The following is a 258-nucleotide window of genomic DNA, read 5'->3' as shown; positions in this document are numbered from 1 at the left end:
GTTCATTGTTGTATCCTGTTTTTAAGTGATGGCGGCAGTATAGCGGCATGGGGTCAGGGCTTCAAAGTTTGCACCTCTGCGGCTGCGTTCCGGCACGATTCATCCGTCACCGGAATAATGATGTCTCTGTGTAGCGAAAGATTTGTCTCTTCATTAGGGCGCAGTTACACCACGTCTTTCCCTGTTTCTGGTAAACATTATGATCAGGTTTACCGAGCGAGCATCCTCACGCTGACGGAACTAAAAAAGACAACAAAC

1 protein-coding gene is annotated in these 258 nt (G+C 47.7%); it reads left to right on the top strand.

The annotated features are described in order from the left end of the window. Positions 1 to 258 (top strand): hypothetical protein (locus AC0L27_RS41415; protein ID WP_473323909.1); only part of this gene is annotated, 258 nt, incomplete at both ends.

The sequence above is a fragment of the Bradyrhizobium sp. Ken51 genome (assembly GCF_055807435.1).
This window is presented reverse-complemented; position numbering and strand designations above follow the sequence as displayed.